The 1,123-nt window shown below is 68.6% G+C and carries 1 protein-coding gene; it reads left to right on the forward strand.

From position 1 onward, the window contains the following. Positions 1 to 1,123, forward strand: a 1,123-nt coding sequence (locus BJF79_RS40250) for a DNA translocase FtsK (protein WP_143220818.1), incomplete at both ends; no start/stop codon positions are given.

Here is a 1,123-nt window from a genome sequence, read left to right on the forward strand (position 1 = left end):
TGCTGCCCGAGCCGTCGGCGCTGCGGCCGGGCAGCACGACCAAGCCGCGCACCAAGGCCAACGACACCGTCGTGAACGCGCTCACCGGGGTGCTGGAGCAGTTCGACATCGACGCGCAGGTCACCGGCTTCACCCGCGGTCCGACGATCACCCGGTACGAGATCGAGCTGGGTCCGGCGGTGAAGGTCGAGAAGGTCACCGCGCTCACCAAGAACATCGCGTACGCGGTCAAGAGCGCCGATGTGCGGATCATCTCCCCGATCCCCGGCAAGTCGGCGATCGGGGTGGAGATCCCCAACACCGACAAGGACATCGTCAGTCTCGGCGACGTGCTGCGCGCCCCGGCCGCGACGAACGAGCACCACCCGATGATCGTCGGGCTGGGCAAGGACGTCGAGGGACGCACGGTCGTGGCGAACCTGGCGAAGATGCCGCACATCCTGATCGCGGGCGCGACCGGCGCCGGTAAGTCGACCTGCATCAACGGGCTCATCACCTCGATCCTGATGCGGGCGACGCCGGACGAGGTCCGGATGATCCTGGTCGACCCCAAGCGGGTCGAGCTGACGATGTACCAGGGCATCCCGCACCTGATCACGCCGATCATCACCAACCCGAAGAAGGCCGCCGAGGCCCTCGACTGGGTCGTCGGGGAGATGGACCGCCGCTACGACGACCTCGCCGCGTCCGGCTACCGGCACATCGACGACTTCAACAAGGCCGTCAAGGCGGGCAAGCTGAAGCCGCCGCCCGGCAGCGAGCGCGTCTACACGCCGTACCCGTACATGCTGGTCATCGTCGACGAGCTGGCCGACCTGATGATGGTCGCGCCGCGCGACGTCGAGGACTCGGTCGTCCGCATCACCCAGCTCGCCCGCGCCGCCGGGATCCACCTGGTGCTGGCCACGCAGCGGCCGTCGGTGGACGTCGTCACCGGGCTGATCAAGGCGAACGTCCCGTCCCGGCTGGCGTTCGCGACGTCGTCGCTGTCCGACAGCCGCGTCATCCTCGACCAGCCCGGCGCGGAGAAGCTCGTCGGGCAGGGCGACGCGCTGTTCCTGCCGATGGGCGCGAGCAAGCCCATGCGGCTGCAGAACGCCTACGTGTCCGAGAAGGAGATCAC

Origin of the sequence: Actinomadura sp. CNU-125, from assembly GCF_001942465.1 — a bacterium.
Taxonomy (GTDB): Bacteria; Actinomycetota; Actinomycetes; order Streptosporangiales; family Streptosporangiaceae; genus Spirillospora.